Raw genomic sequence first — 16,541 nt, 5'->3', positions numbered from 1 at the left:
TTTCAAATTTGAATGCTTTGCATTAGTGTATATCCGATCTCGAGGTTATTCCACTCGTGAATAAGGTTGTTGCTGTTTTCTAAATTTGAAACAACGGAGGGGTTTTATGGTTAGAGGAGTTCGCGGTGCGACTACGGTATTAAACAATGAAGAAAATGAAATTTTAGAGGCAACCAAAGAGCTTTTTAAAGAAGTCATTGAAAAAAATAAAATTGACCCGAATTCGGTTGCTCATGTAATAATTACAGTTACTGAGGATCTCAATGCTACCTTCCCTGCAAAAGTATTGCGAACTTTAAGCGGATGGACGTATGTACCTGTTATGTGTTCCACAGAAATACCTGTTCCAAACGGTTTACCTAAGTGTATTCGTGTTATGCTTACAGTGAATACAGATTTGAACCAAGAAGAGATTAACCATATATATTTAAGAGAAGCTGTTCGATTACGGCCTGATTTACAGTTGACAGATACACATAATCAAGTGTAATATGACGAATAAGAGATTTATAAATAGTTAGAATTATAAAAAAGTTTAGTTTAGTTTAGTTGAGATGAGAAGAGAATGAGAGAAGATGAGCTGAGCAGAGGTCTGGTTTATTATGTATATAACTAAGCCTATGACTTTACAGTTGTAGGCTTTTTATACTAATAGTACGTGATTTACGCTAGTATACAAAGCTGTTGGTAATTATACGACGAGCTAAATTTTTTGAATATTTTAATAAGTGACTATTTCCGCTTGGCGTTCGTGCTATAATACATTGCAAATCATTGGTACGATAGCCTACCCTACTCATCCTCATAATTCTTATTCATTTTCTTCACCAAAATAATTTGAGGTGAAAATTATGAAAAATCCATCTTTAGATCAGTTTATTAATGATGCTAAGCATTATAAAACAATTCCTTTTATTTCCCATTTTTTTGCCGATACATTAACACCGATTCAAATCTTTCAACAATTAGAGAAAGAAGCTGTATTTTTATTAGAAAGTAACGATGAGCAATCTCCTTGGTCTAATTTTTCATTTATCGGACTGTCTCCAAAGTTTTATCTAATGGAGAAAAATAACCAGTACCATTTTTTAAATGAGAATAAAGAAAAGGTTTTTTCTTTCACTAGTTTTAAAGAGGCGTTTCAAGAAGCGATTGATTATCTACAAGTAAAAGAAATTGAAGTGCCAATCCCATTTCGTGGTGGTGCTGTTGGAGCTATTACGTATGATGCTGTAGAAGTAATAGAGCCCGTTTTAAGTAAAGAAAATAATACTAATACAAATGAACAAGAAAGAATGAACTTTGTTTTTTGTGAAACAATTTTAGCTTATGACCATCATAAAAAAGAACTATATATTCTTCATCATGTTAGTATTGCGGGTGAAGAAACTGAAGCAAACTTATTAGATATTTATGAAAAAGCTATGAAAAAAATCGAAAAAATTATAGACCGTATATCTAAAACGCCACACGCATCTAAGCTCTACCAACCACCGGTGGATGAAGAGGTGACTTTTGAAAATGTACGTTCAAATTACAATAAAGATAAATTTTTGGAACATGTAGGAATGATTAAAGAGTATATTAAGTCCGGTGATGTCTTTCAAGCAGTACTTTCTCAACGCTTTGAATTAGATATTACTGTAAGTGGAATGGAACTTTACCGAGTGTTGCGCATGGTTAATCCATCACCTTATCTGTTCTATCTGAAAATCAACGACACTGAAATTGTAGGTAGCTCTCCTGAGAGATTAGTACAAATTCAAGATAGCCATATTGAAATTCACCCTATTGCAGGGACTAGAAAACGCGGAAAAACAAAAGAAGAGGACGATATCCTTCAAGCTGATTTACTTCAAGACGAAAAAGAAAAAGCTGAGCATTATATGCTAGTAGATTTAGCAAGAAATGATATTGGGAGAGTTGCACAGTATGGCTCTGTTGAAGTACCTGTTCTTATGGAGATAGGAAAATTCTCTCATGTTATGCATATCATTTCAAAGGTTACCGGAAAGTTAGACAAAAAGGTTCATCCTGTAGATGCGTTATTTTCATCTTTCCCAGCTGGCACTGTATCTGGTGCTCCGAAAATAAGAGCGATGCAAATATTAAAGGAATTAGAGCCTACTAGACGTGAATATTACGCTGGGGCAATTACTTATTTGGGCTTTGATGGGAATATTGATTCATGTATAGCGATTAGAACAATGGTTATAAAAGGGAATAAAGCTTATGTTCAAGCAGGAGCCGGTATCGTGGCTGATTCAGTACCTGAAAATGAGTGGGAAGAAACAAGGAATAAAGCTAAGGCATTGATTAAAGCTATTGCAGTAGCAGAAAAAATGTTTTCTGATAGAAAGGAGTCGCTCCCGAATGCTTAAACAAGTTCTTAAAAACTGCTCAGAAGGAAAAACTTTAACACGTAACGAAGCAAAGCAAGTTATGGATGAAATGATGCAGGGGAATGCTGAAGATGCTCAAATAGCTGGACTTTTATCTATGATGCGACTCCGTGGCGAAACAGTAGATGAGATGATCGGATTTGCTACGTCAATGCGGGAACATGCCGTTTCAATAGACCATTCATTTAACAAACTCTTAGATACTTGTGGGACTGGTGGAGATGATTTATCTACTTTTAACATATCCACAGCAACAGCGATTCTTGTTTCATCCTGTGGTGTAAAAGTTGCAAAACACGGTAATCGAGCTGTTTCATCCAAAAGTGGGAGTGCTGATGTGTTAGAAAGATTACAAATACCAGTGCAAGCATCGCCAGAAGAAGCAGTTAAAGCGTTATATGATAAGGGGCTATCTTTCTTATTTGCTCCTCTTTATCATCAATCTATGAAACATGTTGCTTCTACTCGTAAGCAGTTAGGGTTTAAAACTATTTTTAATTTATTAGGTCCATTAGTAAATCCAGCAAAAGCGAATCGACAAATGATTGGAGTATTCAATACAGGTTTTGCCGAGAAAATGGCTCAAACATTACGAGAATTAGGGACGGAACGTGCGATCTTTGTTACAGGTGGTGAAGGCCTTGATGAATGTTCGATCACGACCTATACAGATGTTGTAGAGTTGATGAATGGTGAGATTAAAAGATATCAACTTACACCAGAAGAAGTTGGATTAGTCAGAGGAAATGTAAATGAAATACAAGCAAATAGTATAGAAGAGAGTGCTACTATTATAGAGAACATCTTTTTAGGTAAAGCAAATAAAACCGCTGAAAATATTGTTGTCTTAAACAGTGCAACAGCGTTGTTTATAGCTGAAGAAGTAGAGAGTATTAAGGAAGGAGTAGAGAAAGTTCAAAAGAATCTTTTGAAAGGAAAAGCTTTTGAACAATTTAAATCACTCCAAGTCACTAAGGGGGAAGTGCAATGCTAGAGCAGATCGTTGAAGTGAAAAAACAGGAAGTTGCGAAGTTAACCTTATCAGAACCTGAAGAAGTAACCAGATACTCTCTTTTTGATGCTCTTAGTCAACCGAATCGCGGGTTAGGATTGATAGCAGAAGTAAAGAAAGCATCACCGTCAAAAGGGATTATTAAAAAGGATTTTAATCCCATAAGTATTGCAAAAGAGTATGAACAAGGAAAAGCCGATGCTCTATCGGTTCTAACTGATGAACAATTTTTTCAAGGGCATCTTACTTATTTATCCCAAATAAAAAAAGAGGTTAGTCTACCTGTACTTAGAAAAGATTTTATTATTTCATCCAGTCAAATTGAACAAAGCTTACGAATCGGAGCTGACGCCATTTTATTAATTGCAACTATTCTAGAAAAAAACCAACTGCATGAATTTTATTTAGAAGCATACGAAAAAGGGTTGGAGTGTTTAGTTGAGGTTCATGGAATGGACGATGTCGAAAAAGTATTGACTACATTTAAGCCTAAGATTTTGGGTATAAATAATCGTGATTTAAAAACATTTAACACAGACGTTAATCATACAATCGAAATTGTAAAACAGTTACCTGATGACCTCCTTGTCGTAAGTGAAAGTGGTATAGCAGATACTAGTCATTTAAAACAGTTAGAGGGATATGCCAGTGCAATATTGGTAGGAGAAACTCTTATGAGAGCAAATTCACCGATAGAAGGCATTAAAACATTATTTGGAGGAAAGTAAAATGAGAGCTCAACCACTACTTAAATATTGTGGAAACCATAGCTTGAATGATGTAGAGGTTACAGCTAAGAGTAAAGCTAATTATTTAGGTTTTATCTTCGCAGAAAGTAAGCGTTGTGTAACACCTAGTCAGGTGAAGAAGTGGCTTAGTAGGGTGCACGTCTCCCAGAAACTTGTTGGTGTGTTTGTGAATGCACCAATTGATGAAATAGAGTATGTTTGTGATCAAATTCCACTAGATGTTATCCAATGTCATGGTGAAGAAACGCCTAGTTACATTTTGACATTAAAGTCTAGATGTTCTCTACCAGTTTGGAAGGTTATCCACCATAGTAAAAATGCTATACAGTTAATGAGACAATTTGATGGTTTAGTCGATGGGTATGTAATTGATAGTAAAGTAAATGGTCAAAGAGGTGGAACGGGAATTACCTTTGATTGGTCTAGTATTCCTCACTACCAAAAAGAAGCTAACTCACAAAGGGTACCTTGCTTTATTGCCGGGGGAATTAACGATAGTACAATTACTAAACTTCTGCAATATAACCCAATGGGCATTGATTTATCTAGTGGAATTGAAGAGAATGGACAAAAATCAGAAAATATTAAGAAACAATTTGAGGAGAGGTTAGTCATATGAGTTATCTATTTCCTGACAATAAAGGTCGTTTTGGTGAATTTGGTGGTAGATTTGTACCAGAAACATTAATGTATGCATTGTGTGAGCTTGAAGAAGCATTTAATAAAGCAATGAATGACGAACACTTTATAAATGATTACATGAAACAACTAAAAGCGTATTCGGGTAGACCTACTACCTTAACCTATGCAGAAAATGTCAGTCGTCATTTTAATGGAGCACGTATTTATTTAAAAAGAGAAGATTTAAATCATACAGGGGCCCATAAGATTAATAATGCCATTGGGCAAGCACTACTTGCCAAAAGAATGGGTAAGAAAAAAATTATTGCTGAAACTGGAGCAGGTCAACACGGAGTTGCAGCTGCAACAGTTGCAGCAAAGTTTGGATTAGAATGTAAGGTGTTTATGGGTGAAAAAGATATTGAACGCCAAGCGTTAAATGTATTTCGTATGAGATTGTTAGGGGCAGAAGTCATTCCGGTGGTTAGTGGGAGTCGTACATTAAAAGATGCTACTAATGAGGCAATTCGTTATTGGGTTACTAATGTCACTGATACATTTTATCTAATTGGATCAGTAGTTGGTCCGCATCCGTATCCGCAAATGGTTCGAGATTTTCAAAGAGTGATCGGAGACGAAGCGAAAAAACAATTCTTAGATTTAGAAGGAAAATTACCTGATGAGATTGTAGCTTGTGTTGGTGGTGGAAGTAATGCAATGGGAATGTTTTATCCTTTTATTGGTGACGATGTAACACTTGTCGGTGTTGAAGCAGCTGGCCTTGGTGTTGAAACAAATTTTCATGCGGCTACTTTGACGAAGGGGAGTAAAGGGGTAATTCATGGCTCCCTAACGTATTTGTTACAAACTGATGATGGACAAATCATTGAACCTCACTCTATATCCGCAGGATTAGATTACCCAGGGGTAGGGCCAGAACATGCTCATTTGAAAGACATTGGTAGAGTTCGTTATGAAAGTGTAACTGATGCAGAAGCTTTAGAAGCCCTTCAAATTTTGTCTCGACTTGAAGGAATTATACCAGCTATTGAAAGTGCTCATGCCTTAGCTGAAACTTTTAAACGAGCCAAGAGCCTTTCTAATGAACAATCAATCTTAGTCTGTTTATCAGGGAGAGGCGATAAAGACGTGCATACATTAATGGATACATTAGGGGGAAAGGCAAATGAATAAATCTCGATTACAAACAGCAACGAGTCAAAACAAACATTTGTTTATTCCTTTTATTATGGCAGGAGATCCTACACCAAAGTTAACTGTCGATTTAGCCTTACAATTAGAAGAAAGTGGTGCAGATATTTTAGAGTTAGGTGTACCTTATTCAGATCCACTCGCAGACGGACCTGTTATTCAACAATCTGCCATCAGAGCACTTGAACAGAAAATGAACTTGGAAAAAGCGATTGCTTTAGTTTCAGAAATGAGAGAAAAAGGATTAAAGATCCCAGTAATTATTTTTACGTACTATAATCCAGTTTTGCAACTAGGTGAGGAAAAGCTGTTTAAATTGATGAAAGAACATCAAGCCGATGGAATACTGATCCCAGACTTACCTTATGAAGAAAGTAGAGAGTTAGCAACTCGTTGTGAGAAAGAAGGTTTACCACTTATTTCGTTAGTGGCTCCAACGTCAAAGGAGCGGGTTGAACAAATCGCAAAAAATGCAAGTGGCTTTCTATATTGTGTATCTTCACTAGGTGTAACTGGGGTTAGAAAAGAAATTGACGCTAGTATTTATGAATTTTTAACAGAAGTTAAGAAACATAGTAGAGTTCCGGTTGCTGTAGGCTTTGGTATTTCTAATAAAGAGCAAGTACAACTCTTACAGCCGTATTGTGATGGAATAATAGTTGGTAGTGCACTAGTAAAAATGGTAGAATCAAAAAAGACTGAAATGTTAGAAATGAAAGAAAATGCATTTTTAGAAATAAAAACATTTGTACAATCCCTCATTTCATCGTAAAATTATAGGAAAGAACATTAACTTTAACGCATTGGAGTGTTAAAACATGAAAGTGAAACAGCAACTAGTGGGTCTTTCTCCATATAAACCCGGGAAGCCTATTGAAGAAGTAAAAAAAGAATTTGGTTTAAAAGAGGTTATTAAACTTGCTTCTAATGAAAATCCTTTTGGTTGTTCTCAATTTGCAAAAAGTGCAATTAAAGAAGCATTAGAAAAATTAGCGCTCTACCCGGATGGATATGCTCAATCGATTCGTACTGATGTTTCAGCACATGTAAATGTAAAAGAGGATCAATTAATCTTTGGAAACGGGTCAGACGAAGTAATCTTAATTTTATGTAGAGCATTATTGACAAAAGGTACAAATACAGTTTGTGCTTGGCCATCTTTCTCTCAATATAAACATAATGCTGTAATTGAAGGGGCTGAAGTTCGAGAAGTTCCTTTAGTAGAAGGGGTACATGATTTAGATGGAATGCTTGCACAGATTGATGAAAATACACGCATCGTTTGGGTATGTAATCCGAATAACCCTTCAGGTACGTATGTAAATGAAGAGCAATTTAAACAGTTTTTAGCGAAAATACCTCGCGATGTCCTTGTTGTTAGTGATGAAGCATATTTTGAATATGTAGTAGCAGAAGATTACCCACAAACAGTTCCTTTACTTAAAGAGTATGATAATTTAATGATTTTACGAACGTTTTCTAAAGCCTACGGACTTGCAACGCTAAGAATTGGGTATGGTATTGGTAACAGTGACTTCATTCAAAAAATAGAGCCTGCAAGAGAGCCATTTAATACAACTACCCTTGCACATGTTGCAGCTAGTGCAGCTTTAAAAGATCAAGATTTTATTAATTATTGTAAAGAGTCAAACCGACTAGGTATGGACCAATTTTATCAATTCTGTAAAGAACACGATTTGAAATTTTATCCATCTCAAGGTAATTTTATTTTAATTGATATGAAAACTCCTGGGAATAAAGTTTTCAATTATTTATTAGAGCGTGGCATCATAGTACGTTCAGGTGAAGCACTAGGGTTCCCTACCTTTATAAGAATTACAGTGGGAAGTGCAAGTCAAAACGAAGCAATTATTCAACAATTGAGGGCTTTCATTAATAATTAATTTTAGAATAGCTAGGTTTTCTCTAGAATCTTTAGTGAAAAGCCTAGTTTTTCTACAAAAAGATAGTAAGTACATATATACTTTAGTGGAAAGCTGTCTAGCTCCAGGTACTTGCGCTTTTCTAAACAAAGGGAGATGTAAGAAACATTGAATAATCGAAAGGTATTTGTCATTGGTTTAGGTTTAATAGGCGGATCAATTGCTTTAGCAATAAAAAAAGAGCACAAGAACTGTATGATTTACGGCTTCGACATCAAGGAAGATCAATTGAAAATGGCGAAGTCCCTAGGTGTGATTGATGAATTTGTAGATCAGGTTGAAAAAGGTGTTGAGGACGCAGATCTTATAATTCTTGCTGCACCAGTTAAGAAAACAGAAGAAGTGCTTATAAATTTAGCAAGTTATAATCTAAAGGCGTCAGCGATTATTACTGATGTAGGAAGTACTAAAGAAAAAATTGTTGAAAAAGCACAAGTGTTACAGGGGAAAGGTGTGACTTTTATTGGGGGACACCCAATGGCTGGCTCCCATAAAACGGGAGTGGAAGCTGCGAAAGCCCATCTTTTTGAAAACGCATTTTACATATTAACCCCTTCTGAAGGGACGAATATGACTAAAATTATTCAACTGCAAAATTGGTTAAAAGGAACGAAAGCAAAGTTTATTGAGATGTCACCAAGTCAGCATGATCAAATTGCTGGGGTTATTAGTCATTTTCCACATCTAATAGCTGCAAGCCTTGTTCATCAAGTAGCGAAAATTGAAAAAGAACAACCGTTATTATCGAATTTCGCAGCTGGTGGATTTCGTGATATTACGCGAATTGCATCTGCTAGTCCAGTTATGTGGCGTGATATTCTTATTCATAATAAAGAAATTTTACTTTCACTATTATCTGAATGGCAAAAAGAAATGGATTATGTGAAAGGATTAATCGAGAAAGCAGAAGACCAAAGTATATTACAATATTTTCATTCTGCCAAAATGTTTCGAGATGAATTACCAATAAAACAAAAAGGTGCAATCCCTTCCTTTTATGATTTGTACGTCGATGTACCAGATCACCCAGGTGTTATTTCTGATGTTACAGGAATTTTATCGAAAGAAAATATAAGTATTACAAATATTCGTATATTAGAAACTAGAGAAGATATTATGGGAGTATTGCGGCTTAGTTTTCGATCTGACCAAGATCGTGATCGTGCCCTTACTTGTTTAGCAGAAAATTTATATGAAGCATACATAAGTTCTTAGTTTAAAGAGGATGTGTTAAAATATGACAAAAAAAATAGTGTCTCCAGTTAACAGTTTAAAAGGTGAAATAAAAATTCCTGGTGATAAATCAATCTCGCATCGTGCGGTAATGTTTGGAGCAATTGCAGATGGAAAAACAACAATTGAAGGTTTTTTACCTGGTGAAGATTGTTTAAGTACTATTTCGTGTTTTCAAAAGCTTGGTGTACAGATTGAACAAAACGGTGATCAAGTTACTGTGTATGGAAATGGATGGGATGGTCTTAAGGAAGCAACTGATATTCTAGATGTTGGTAACTCTGGAACTACAACAAGGCTTATGATGGGAATTTTGGCAACTAGACCATTTCATTCAGTTGTAATTGGTGATGCTTCGATTGCAAAAAGGCCAATGGCTAGGGTGACCGTTCCATTAAAAGAAATGGGAGCAAAAATCGATGGTAGGGGAGAAGGAAATTATACCCCTCTAGCAGTTAGGGGAGGAATGACTAAGGGAATTACATATAATTCACCTGTAGCAAGTGCCCAAGTTAAATCGGCTATCCTACTTGCTGGTCTACAAAGTGAAGGTGTAACAACCGTAACTGAACCACATAAATCTCGAGATCATACAGAAAGAATGTTAAAAGCTTTTGGTGTGGAATTAGAAGAAAACGAAACTACTGTTTCAGTTCGTGGTGGACAAGTCTTAAAAGGACAAAAAGTAGTAGTACCAGGTGATATTTCCTCTGCAGCATTTTTCTTAGTGGCAGGTGCGATTGTACCAAATAGTGAAGTAAAGATGTTAAATGTAGGTGTTAATGAAACTAGAATTGGTATTATTGATGTGTTAACACAAATGGGGGCAAAACTAACTATTTCGAACGAAAGAGTAATTAATGAAGAGAAAATGGCAGATTTAACTATTTGTACATCTTCATTGAAAGGCATTGAAATTGGTGGAGAAATCATTCCACGTTTAATTGATGAAATTCCAGTAATCGCAGTATTAGCAACTCAAGCAAATGGCACGACTGTCATTAAAGATGCTGAAGAATTAAAAGTAAAAGAAACTAATCGTATCGACACGGTTGTAGGACAATTGAAAAAGCTGGGTGCTAATATAGAAGCAACTGAGGATGGAATGATCATTCATGGTCCTACACAATTAACAGGCGGGAACGTTGATAGCTTTGGTGATCACCGTATTGGTATGGCAATGGCCATTGCTGGGTGTATTGCAAATGGCAAGATAGAAATTGAGGATGTCGAAGCAATTGACGTATCTTACCCGACATTCTTTCAACATTTACAAAAATTAGTTTAAATATATGGAATTTTCTGAATTTTAATTAACAAAAAACAAAAATCAGTTATATAATAGTAACTATAGTATAGTTTTCGCTTTTGGGGGACGGTAAGACACCGTTGCTTTAAGAGTAATTAAGAAACTCTCTTATATTTTTAGGGGATTTGCTATTTTAGTATTATTTAATTCGATTCTCCACTCCAATCATTATTCCTGTCTGCATTGTAGACAGGATTTTTTTTTATAATCAGAATTTATAAAATTCTAACTTGGAAACTGTCTAGCTTCAACGCCTACGATCTCGGTCACTTCAGTCAAGCTACTGACTTCAATAACTACATGAATAACGTCTCTAAATAGCTTCATGCAGCTTTGCTCCTGCGATTACTCGTCGCACAAAACACTGCTTCGAGGAAGCTTACTACGAAGCAATACTAGAAGACGCAGAAGCACGTAGGAAGCCAAAGAGCGGCTTCTGTCAAAGGCCGCCCCAGTGAAGCTACTACTTGGATTACTTCGAAGCGGCTTTGCGACGAGCAAACGGAGTGGCACAGGAGCAGCTGCTCGTGACCAAGGCGCTTGCGCTTTTCTTGGTTAGGAAATTATACAATTAAGGTTTTATTGTTGGAGATTTTAGTGATAGTGCTTTTGAATTCGTGGCACAACGATAAGATTTGCAATAATCTTATCGTTGTTTTGTAAATTAATTTCATCATACAGATTTTACGCAATCAAGAATATATATCTATTGATTTAGCTTGATGTGAATGGAATAATGCAATAAGGAAATTCACTCATATATGCTTAGAACCAACAATTAAATTTTATAATAAAATATAAAACTTCTTCATAGTAGTCATAGGATGTTTAATTACGACATAGCTTGTCAATAAGAATGTTTACTACTTATGAAGGAGGGGAAGATGAAATATATTATTGAAAATATCTTATTATGTCAATCAGATCAAGACCAAAGTAAATCTTTGTTAATTGAAGATTCTAAAGTTGTCAATGCTTACTCTCGTTTAAGCCACTATAATTATATGAGGCTTAATACAGATAATTTTTCTATTACTCCTGGGCATGTGATGATCGACTTAAGTATCATTAATATTAATGATTTTTCTTGCTTTAAGGAAAGAATGAAGCACCTTCAAAATATTGGGTGTACAACTCTTATTTCAGCAAGTGATTTAAAATATGAAAGTCAGTTTGAATTTGAAATAAAAAAAGCCAAACACGCTTTTATCAACAGTAGTATTGATTTTTTAATCGGGATAAAAATACCATTAAAGAAGTTAACTGCTACATTGGTTAGAAAGTGTAATAAATACAAAGTACCAGTTGTATTTGTAGAAATAAATTCAATAGAAGAACTTTATATACCAGAGTGGCAACGGATTAGGGATGAGTTATTTCCATTTCATATAGTTATCTTACCAATTTGGAATATTCAAGCTTCAAAGATGAAGTTCAAAAAAATTAAACGAGATTGGAAGGTACTACTGACAGAATATCATATTACTACGTATGAAAATGCTCCTAATGAGCATCAGCCTTTATCGAAAGAAGTGTTATCAAACATAGGATTGTATCCTAAAAAAGGTGCATTGCTAACAGGTTCTGATGCAGACTACTTACTTTTCAAAAATGATAATCTAAATAAAGATAAACTTGAAATAACACAGCAACTTCCTGATGTTGTTTGTGCAAATGGTGTTATTAAGAAAGCTGGAGTAGACATTTTTATTCGACCAGGTAGTGGGAAAGAAATAATTGTTAATGTTCCAAGAAAATTTGTTTCAATTAATCAAGCATTTCAACCAACTACTATTTCTATTGATTATTAATAAAATAAGTGTCTATAATTATATTATAGTAATTCCATCCACCACACTGGTGGTTTTTCTTTTTTTTGGAAACTTATCTATAGTTGACATTATGATTATTAACAAACAAACCAAGTTTAAATAATTGGCTGGAATAGGAGTAGTAGTTATGAATATAGGAATAAAAAAAGCAATAAAATTAATTGATGAGGGAAGAGTAGAGGAAGCCTTGAAACAATTAAAGAAAACGAATGAAACGGCTGATCACGACTCCAAATACTCAATAGCAGAAATTTATTATGATTTAGGTTTAGTAGATTTAGCTAAAGAGGTCATTGAAGAACTTTTGATTTATTATCCAGATGAAGGTGAATTATATACATTTATGGCAGAATTACTAATAGATTTAGATGAGGAAGATGAGGCTATCGAAATGCTTCTTGAAATAAATGAAAATGATCCAGTATACGTTCAAGGCCAATTGTTACTAGCCGATCTTTATCAATTACAAGGGCTAGATGAAGTAGCAGAAATGAAACTATTAAATGCTGAAAAAAAAGTTCCAAATGAACCTGTCGTTCAATTTGGATTAGGGGAATTTTATATTTCAAGAGGAGACTATGTAAAAAGTATTCCGTACTATAAACGGGCATTACCGTTTCAAAAAAACTTAGAAGGAACGAATATAGCATTGCGTTTAGCTGAGGCATTTAGTGCCAGTGGTGCTTTTGAAGAAGCGATTACTTATTATGAAGAAGGAATTTGTAATAATCCTACAATAGATGACCACTTTGGATTTGGATATACAGTACTTCAATTGGGTAATTTCCCTACTGCGATAAACCAATTTGAGAAAGTAATTGATATGGATGAAAGTTATTCGAGTGTTTATCCATACTTAGGAGAAGCTTATGAGGAAGATGGTCAAATTCGTGAGGCTCTACAAATTATAAAGAGGGGTTTAGAGATTGATGAGTTTAATGAAAATTTATATATTCAAGGAGCTAGAGTTTCACTTAATAACGGATATGTTGTAGAAGGTGAGCAGTATTTAAGAAAGGTACTAGCGATTAATCCGTCTAACTTTGAGAGTGCAAATATGCTCGCAAACTTATTGAAAAAAGAGGAGCGTTTTAGTGAACTTGATGACCTTATAACGTATCTAAAAGAACTGGGAGAAGAAGACCCTCTTTTTGATTGGTTTTTAGCTACGGCGAAAAGAGAACTAGATGAATTTGAGGAAGCATTGCAAATATATGAGAGCTTAAGTAATAACTTTTCTGGAGATAGTGATTTCTTAGAAGAGTTTGGTCAAATATTACTCGAGGCTGGTAAGCGAGAAAAATCGAAAGATGTGCTGACAAAAGCCTATGAGTTAGATCAAACAAAAGGATATATTAAAGAATTATTATTTGATTTATCTCTAGGTGAATAATAGTTTCTTATAAAACCGTTAATACTACATAGTAAAAATCACTATGGGGGAACGGTGATAAAAATGAACTTAATGGACGTATTACTTTTTCAAGATCGAAAAGAGTTGGGAAAACTATTACAAGGGATTGATTCAAATATTAATGTGCATTCCAAGAGGGAAATGATCGAAGTCCTATATGCCGAGTTAACTAATTTTCATCAATTTAGTAAAAAGTTTCAACTCTTATCAAATGATGCGAAGAGAATAGCGTTAACTTTGTGTTTTGATGAAAAGCTTTTTTTATCCAAAGAAGAACTCTTTGGTTTTGTTCCGAAATTTGATCAGGAAAGTTTTCATGCCCTAGTAGAAGAACTAACTAGTTGTGGGATTTTATTTGCGTATGCTAATAAAAATTATTTAATCCCCATCCAAATTAAAGATGAGTTAATCCGTTGTTTTAAAATGAACATGGATGTACATAGTTTTATTTTTCCATCTCTTGAAGAAACAAATGTTGAGATGGAAATAGTAAACGATATTTTATCTTTTATTGATATAGTAGTTGATTCTCCGCTACCATTAACCAAAAATGGGCTTATTCATAAAAAAGACTTTCAGGCCATTATGAAACAGTTTTCTATTAAGGAAACGATACCAGACGAAAAATGGCGGTTTGGATATGGAAGACGATTCTCTTATTATCCAGATCGTTTCTCCTTTATTTATGATTTTTGCTTTAACAGAAAGTGGATTAATGAAACTGATGGCACATTAGTAATTGGAGAAAAAGTAAATGAGTTAGAAAGTTTGAAACTTGATATATTTATTCAAAGTTTAGTAAATTATTGGCTTACTTTATATCGTCGACCGATACCTACGATTAAGCTTTTATTTAAACTGTTTATGGGATTAGTAGAGGATGGTAATGGTATTGAAGAAGAAGGCATTATTTATGAATTTACCCCTTTAGTAACAGATTATTATTATGATACAAAGGAAGATGTTATAAAAAAAAGATTTATCAATATGTTAGTAAATCTAAATATAATTAAGCCAATAGAGAGAAATGGCTTGCGCTTTTACACAGTAGGCCCCGCTAAATATTTACTTTAAGCTTATTGCCGATATCTTTTATTAACAGGAACCAAGTGAAAGCTTGGTTCTTTACATTTATGAGGTAAGCATAAAAGGAAAGATATCTAGCTCCAACGCCTACGAACTCAGTCACTTCAGTCAAGTTTCTGACCTCAATGACTTTTTGGATTGTTCCTGCGGTTACTCGTCGCACGAAAAACAATTGCTCCTGCGGTTAGACGAAGAAGCCAAAGAGTGGCTTCTGTCAAAAGCCGCCGCCCCGGCGAAGCTACTGCTTGATTACTCAAAGCTGCTTTGCGACGAGCAAACGGAGTACCACAGGAGCAGCTGCAAGTGACCAATACTTACACTTTTTTATAAGTGAAATTTTATTGAAATGAGATGTTATAAATGTCCAAACAACATATAAATTTAAAAAAACTTTTTAAAAATAAAGGATTTTTCGTATTATAAAAAGAATATTATTAGTAAAATTATTATAAAAGTTAATATACGAAAGCCCGCTATAGTAATCAATAGGGGAGGGTTACAGATGAGTAGCACGATCTCGGTTTTAGAAAAAAAAGATTTCTTAAAGTGGTTTCTAAACAAATATCAGTTAAAAAGAAGAGAATGTGCATGGTTATTAAATTACTTAATGAGTGATGATCAATTAATGGAAAAGGTACACTTTGTTGAAAATGCAGAGTACTGTCCGAAGTCATTAATTATCTCAGCGAATGATGTTGATTGTATCCCGTTTAGTTTTCATAAGCGTCAGCACGTAACGATGGACGCTGAAAAGTCTTTTCATGATATTAGGCTAAATAAAGAGGAAGAAATTTATATTCAATTGAATTTCAGAGACTCCAAAAAAATTCCTCAATATATAGCCGTGTTAGAAGAGAATCCGTTTGTCCCGATTGATAAAGAAACAGAAAAAGTATACAGCCTATTTGCGGACTTAATTATTGATCAAGCATCTTATCAATTTGAAAAAAAGCAACTACTAAAGAAAATAGATGAATCATTAGATAATGGAGATAAGGAAAGTTTTATGTTTTATTCTAAGAAACTTTCCAATTTAAAAACCCTTAAGGAATAAGGGTTTTTTATTTTGATAAGTTACTTTTCTTGTTGATAAAGCTTATAAAACCATAATAGTATTGATGTTTTTTTTGGAATTTCAACATGAAATTTCTTTTCGTTTTATAGTTCCTCCATAATAGTTTAAACTATTTACTATTACAACAATAGGAGGAATAAGATGAAGTGGCAAGCAAAAGAAATTGATCTTTACTTACAGGCAAAGGAGTATGTTGATACAGCAATTATCCCGTTAGTTCCAATTTCCTTGGAAGATGACTTTAAAAAAACGATACAAGTCGGGGAATTTATTGCTCTATTTTGTGATGAATTAGAAAAGCAGTTTAAAGGTCGGGTATTCCAATTTCCTCCATATACATATATTAAAAAGCAAAACCTTTATGGATGTTTAGAGAAGTTAATTGAATTGGAAACTTATTTGAAAAAATATGGATTTCGTCATGTTATTTATTTAACCTCAGATTCGACTTGGGAACAAACAGAAAGTAGCATAACACAACTAATTTATATTTCAGCTATTTCATTGGAGGAGTTAGATAAAAAACAAATTACGAATGAACTTTCAAAACAGGTGAAACAATTATTACCAATGTTAATGAATAAATGGCAAAATGAGAGCTAGAAAATCTATTCTATTTTGTTAAAATACAAAAGGTAAAAATGGGAGAATGC

General features: G+C 34.3%; 15 protein-coding genes. All 15 read left to right on the top strand.

Features of this window, described 5'->3' with window-relative positions:
• Window positions 1–106: 106 nt before the first annotated feature.
• The 15 genes from aroH (at window position 107) to BKP37_RS07360 (ending at window position 16,491) form a co-directional block, all read left to right on the top strand.
• The gene (gene aroH / locus BKP37_RS07435) at window positions 107–490 is read left to right on the top strand and encodes a chorismate mutase (RefSeq protein ID WP_071308978.1); all 384 of its coding nucleotides are present in this window, start codon (window positions 107–109) and stop codon (window positions 488–490) included.
• Window positions 491–851: 361 nt separating this feature from the next.
• The gene (gene trpE, locus BKP37_RS07430; RefSeq protein ID WP_071308977.1) at window positions 852–2,381 is read left to right on the top strand and encodes an anthranilate synthase component I; all 1,530 of its coding nucleotides are present in this window, start codon (window positions 852–854) and stop codon (window positions 2,379–2,381) included.
• Window positions 2,374–3,396, top strand: a complete 1,023-nt coding sequence (gene trpD, locus BKP37_RS07425) for an anthranilate phosphoribosyltransferase (RefSeq protein ID WP_071308976.1) — start codon at window positions 2,374–2,376, stop codon at window positions 3,394–3,396. The genes trpE and trpD overlap by 8 nt, the downstream gene beginning before the upstream one ends.
• Window positions 3,390–4,142 (top strand): indole-3-glycerol phosphate synthase TrpC, encoded by a 753-nt coding sequence (gene trpC, locus BKP37_RS07420; protein WP_071308975.1) that lies wholly within the window; start codon window positions 3,390–3,392, stop codon window positions 4,140–4,142. Before trpD ends, trpC begins: the two co-directional genes overlap by 7 nt.
• 1 nt (window position 4,143) lies before the next feature.
• Window positions 4,144–4,782 carry a phosphoribosylanthranilate isomerase gene (locus tag BKP37_RS07415; protein WP_071308974.1) on the top strand — a complete coding sequence of 213 codons (639 nt, stop codon included), beginning with the start codon at window positions 4,144–4,146 and terminating at the stop codon, window positions 4,780–4,782.
• Window positions 4,779–5,978, top strand: a complete 1,200-nt coding sequence (trpB, locus tag BKP37_RS07410) for a tryptophan synthase subunit beta (protein WP_071308973.1) — start codon at window positions 4,779–4,781, stop codon at window positions 5,976–5,978. The genes BKP37_RS07415 and trpB overlap by 4 nt, the downstream gene beginning before the upstream one ends.
• The gene (gene trpA / locus BKP37_RS07405; protein WP_071308972.1) at window positions 5,971–6,768 is read left to right on the top strand and encodes a tryptophan synthase subunit alpha; all 798 of its coding nucleotides are present in this window, start codon (window positions 5,971–5,973) and stop codon (window positions 6,766–6,768) included. Before trpB ends, trpA begins: the two co-directional genes overlap by 8 nt.
• A gap of 46 nt (window positions 6,769–6,814) precedes the next feature.
• Complete coding sequence (hisC, locus tag BKP37_RS07400; protein ID WP_071308971.1) at window positions 6,815–7,900, top strand: histidinol-phosphate transaminase; 1,086 nt, start codon at window positions 6,815–6,817, stop codon at window positions 7,898–7,900.
• Window positions 7,901–8,047: 147 nt separating this feature from the next.
• A complete protein-coding gene (locus BKP37_RS07395) occupies window positions 8,048–9,154 on the top strand; it encodes a prephenate dehydrogenase (protein ID WP_071308970.1) in 1,107 nt (368 codons plus the stop codon).
• 22 nt (window positions 9,155–9,176) lie between these two features.
• Window positions 9,177–10,460, top strand: coding sequence for a 3-phosphoshikimate 1-carboxyvinyltransferase (gene aroA / locus BKP37_RS07390; protein WP_071308969.1), 1,284 nt, complete (start codon window positions 9,177–9,179; stop codon window positions 10,458–10,460).
• Between the two features lie 905 nt (window positions 10,461–11,365).
• On the top strand, window positions 11,366–12,292 hold the full coding sequence (locus tag BKP37_RS07385; RefSeq protein ID WP_071308968.1) for a hypothetical protein: 927 nt from the start codon (window positions 11,366–11,368) through the stop codon (window positions 12,290–12,292).
• Window positions 12,293–12,440: 148 nt separating this feature from the next.
• Window positions 12,441–13,706 (top strand): tetratricopeptide repeat protein, encoded by a 1,266-nt coding sequence (locus tag BKP37_RS07380; protein ID WP_071308967.1) that lies wholly within the window; start codon window positions 12,441–12,443, stop codon window positions 13,704–13,706.
• Window positions 13,707–13,760: 54 nt separating this feature from the next.
• The gene (locus BKP37_RS07375) at window positions 13,761–14,801 is read left to right on the top strand and encodes a hypothetical protein (RefSeq protein WP_071308966.1); all 1,041 of its coding nucleotides are present in this window, start codon (window positions 13,761–13,763) and stop codon (window positions 14,799–14,801) included.
• Between the two features lie 514 nt (window positions 14,802–15,315).
• Window positions 15,316–15,867, top strand: a complete 552-nt coding sequence (locus BKP37_RS07365; protein ID WP_071308964.1) for a ReoY family proteolytic degradation factor — start codon at window positions 15,316–15,318, stop codon at window positions 15,865–15,867.
• A gap of 162 nt (window positions 15,868–16,029) precedes the next feature.
• Window positions 16,030–16,491, top strand: a complete 462-nt coding sequence (locus BKP37_RS07360) for a DUF2487 family protein (RefSeq protein ID WP_071308963.1) — start codon at window positions 16,030–16,032, stop codon at window positions 16,489–16,491.
• The last annotated feature ends 50 nt before the right edge of the window (window positions 16,492–16,541 follow it).

Origin of the sequence: Anaerobacillus alkalilacustris, assembly GCF_001866005.1 — a bacterium.
GTDB classification, from domain to species: Bacteria; Bacillota; Bacilli; order Bacillales; family Anaerobacillaceae; genus Anaerobacillus; species Anaerobacillus alkalilacustris.
Note: the sequence above shows the minus strand (reverse complement) of the source record. Positions and strands in the feature narration are given on the sequence as shown.